General features: G+C 65.8%; 3 protein-coding genes. All 3 read right to left on the reverse strand.

Translation table 11 applies throughout. The annotated features are described in order from the left end of the window. Positions 1-365: 365 nt before the first annotated feature. Genes N799_RS13945 through N799_RS15535 form a run of 3 tightly spaced genes read right to left on the reverse strand, consistent with a single transcriptional unit; the run spans position 366 to position 3,234 of the window. Complete coding sequence (locus N799_RS13945; protein WP_036213900.1) at positions 366-1,001, reverse strand: hypothetical protein; 636 nt, start codon at positions 999-1,001, stop codon at positions 366-368. Then, entirely contained in the window at positions 998-3,004 is a 2,007-nt protein-coding gene (locus N799_RS14515; RefSeq protein WP_052101586.1) for a phage tail length tape measure family protein, read from the reverse strand. The genes N799_RS13945 and N799_RS14515 overlap by 4 nt, the downstream gene beginning before the upstream one ends. Further along, positions 3,001-3,234: a hypothetical protein gene (locus tag N799_RS15535; RefSeq protein WP_152597988.1), complete on the reverse strand. Its 234-nt coding sequence runs from the start codon at positions 3,232-3,234 to the stop codon at positions 3,001-3,003. Before N799_RS15535 ends, N799_RS14515 begins: the two co-directional genes overlap by 4 nt. Positions 3,235-3,301 lie beyond the last annotated feature (67 nt).

Consider the following 3,301-nt stretch of genomic DNA (forward strand, 5'->3'; position numbering starts at 1 on the left):
GTTCGGGACGTAGAAGTCGCAGGTTCAAATCCTGTCTCCCCGACCAATAGATTCAAGCAGTTACACGAAAACCGGCCTAGCGCCGGTTTTTTTGTGTCTGCAAAATGTCTGCAAAATCCGGCAGTCTCGGGCCGTGCGCCGGCCCGTCCCTACCCTGTCCCGATGGCGGATCAGTGGCGCAATCAGGCGGGGCGTTGGGAGCTTGTGCGGGGCGGCCGGGTCATTGCCTCGGTCATCCCCAGCGATGCCGGCGCCGACGTGTGGATTGATGCCCGTATGGCGTGGCAGGTCGTCCGGGGCCGCTCCCGATCCGTGGAAGCGGCCAAGCGTGGCGTGGAGCGTTGGCTACGCCACCACGCACCGGGTCAATCGATGGGACCGTAGTCCCCGACTCGGCAGCCGTCGCGGGCAACGGCGGCCACGATCATGCTGCCGCCGAAGCCCATCGTGCGGCCCTCGTCACTGGCCCGGCCATACGCAACCATCTCCTGCGCTACAGCCCGCAGGTGCGCGCGGTATGCGGCCGGATCATCCGGCAGCACCGATGCCCACCGTGCCCGGTCGTCAGGGAGCGGGACCATCGCGCACATGCCGACCATCGGCTCGCCGATCTGGGGCGCTTCGCCGTGGGTATAGCGGAAGATCGCCGACGCCATCGCCTGCAACTTGTCCGACCAACCGACCAGGGCCAGCTCAAGCTCGGCATCCCCGTAGCCTAGGACCGGTGCATCGAACGCCTCGGGCAGTTCGTCGAAGATCGCCGGCACCAACGCCACCAGGTCATCAAAGCTGCCATGCGGTCGCGTGCTGGTCAGGAAGTGCGTAAGCGCAAACGCAAAATGCGTCGATATCCCCCGATACACCACGACGGTATTGGCCGCCGGCAGGGGGATCAGCTTGCATCCACGCTCTGGCGCGCGGTCCTCGCCCACCGCTACCGCGTCCGTATCCACCATGACCAGCGCATCGCGCTCGCTGGCCCAAATCGCAAAGATGCTCACACCATCACCCCCAAAGTTGTCCGATCCATCTTCATAACCACCGGGGAACCGATGGCGCTGCCCTCAAATGCGCTCACCGGTTGCAGGTTGTCGAACACGCCGCCCTTGGCGTATCCCTTCACCGACCCTCCGCCGGTGAACATGTCGGCGATCATCCCCCAGAATCCGCCGCCTCCTTGCGCGCCGGCATACTCGCCAATGCCCTTGAAGATCGCCGATGCCGCCGCCTCCGCTGCCATCCGACGCAGCGCGTTGGCAAAGCCCTCCACCATCCCGTCGATGCCATCCTTGAACGGGTCAAAGAGGAAGTCGGCCAAGGTGTCCTGCATGTTCCCGGCGGCCTGCTTGGCGAACTCGCTCATCTGGCCGTAGGACTTGCCGGCCTCCTCTGCCATCGCGCGGAAATGCTGCCCGGAGGTTTGCTCGATCACGTCGAACACCTCCCCCATCTCCTTCTGCCAGTCGGCCCATTGCGCCTGCTCCATCAGCACGGATTGAAGATCCTCTGACAGCCCCTGCAGTGATCCGTGCTGGATTTCGTAGGCCACCCGCGCCGCCTGCCCGGTGTCGCCGTACAGCTCGATCTGACGGTGCAGTTGCCCGTTGAGCGACTCATACGCACTCGCCAGCCGCTCGGCCGCGCGTTGCTCCTCGGTCAGTTGGGCGCGGTTGCTTGTCCGCCGTTCCCGCTGGCCGGCGGTCGTTTCGGCATCGCTCGAAACCTCGCTGAAGTCCGCCAGCGGCACGGGAGCCGCCACGGCGCTGGGCGCGCTGCCGGGTGGCGGGTTAAAGAGGTTCTGCAGGCTGTAGGCGAACCCCGGCCCGCTGCCGCCGATCCGACGCAAGCGATCAAAGAAGCCGTTGAGCGTGTTGAGGTATTTCTTGGCCTCCCGGTCCGCTCGCCCCATGCCGGTGACGAACTCATCAATGACTTCGCCGGTCGCTTCCTTGATCCAGTGCCAAGCCCCCTCCACCAGCCCCAGGTTCTCGACAATCTCGCCGGAGCGGTCGTCAATGACGTTGGCGTACAGCCTGACCGCCTCGGTCACGGCGTCCTGCTCGCGACCTTCCTCCTGCAATACCCGGATTCGCTCGATTTGCTCGCCGGTCAGGAAGTGCTCGGCCTCGTTGAGCTTGCGCAGCGCCTCAACCGGGTCTTTCCCGATCTCGCGGAACTTGCCGATCGTCTCATCCAGTGACGCCCCGGTGGCAATCCTCATCTGCTCGGCCGCCTGCGCCACCGCCAGCAACTGCTCGCCGGTGAATCGCCCGGTCGCTGCCACCTTGGCCAACGCCTCCGACGCGCTGCCGGCGGTCACGCCCTCCAGCTCGTCCATCTCGTCCGCCAGCTCGGCCAACTGCTCAGCCGTCAAGCCGGCATAGTGGCCCGTCGCGGTGAGTGCCTTCTGGAACTCGACCATGCGTTGCTCGGCCGAATGCAAGGCCACCGCCAAGCCGCCGACAGACGCCGCCGTGATGGTCAACGGGCTGACCATGCCTGCGATGGACGCCCCCAAGGCACGCGCGGCCGGCGCGATGCCGCCGAACATGTCTTTCAGCTGGCCGCCCTGCTGCAGCGCCACGGTCATCGGGTTCTGGCCCGACGCCAGAGACGTGAAGATGTCAGTCAGCTGCGCCGGAACGCCGCGCATCGCCGCCGCCGTCTGCTTCGCGCTCACGCCGTAGCGGTCGAGCTGCTTACCGCCCGTCGCCAACCCGGTATTGGTCTGATTGATCCGCGCCAGCAGCTCCTGCTGAACCGACCCGCTCGTCCGGGTGGCTACGTTGTAAGCCAGCACCTGCTGACGATTCAGCCCGAGCATGTCGGCCTGCCGCTTCAGCGCGTCTACGCGTCGCCGTTCGGTTTTGGTGAGCTTTTCATACTCGGCTTGCGCCGCCGCGCTCATGCCGGACATGCTGCGCTTGGCGCGGTCCAGCGCCACCTGCATGTCGGTCGTGTCCACCGACAAGCTGATACTTGCGGTGCCAATGTTCTCTGTCATGTGTGGTCCCCTTGCCCGCGTTCCCGTTGGCCGTAGCGTTCATTGCGCTGCGCCTCGCGTAGCTGCCTAAGACTGGATTCCAGCCCGGCATCGGCCAGGTCGCGCACCAGCAGGTCAACGCCCCCGCCGTGCAGGTGGAACGCACCGCTTGGGCGGCGGGTGATGGTGATGCCAGCAGCGGCGGCAAGCTCTCGCGTCCGCTCGCGCAGCGTGTGGGTGTGTGCAGTCATTCGGTTCTCTTCGCAAAAGAAAACCCCCGCCGGTCAGGGCGGGGGCATCTGCTAGGTCACGCCGGGT

The sequence above is a fragment of the Lysobacter arseniciresistens ZS79 genome, assembly GCF_000768335.1.
Classification (GTDB): Bacteria; Pseudomonadota; Gammaproteobacteria; order Xanthomonadales; family Xanthomonadaceae; genus Novilysobacter; species Novilysobacter arseniciresistens.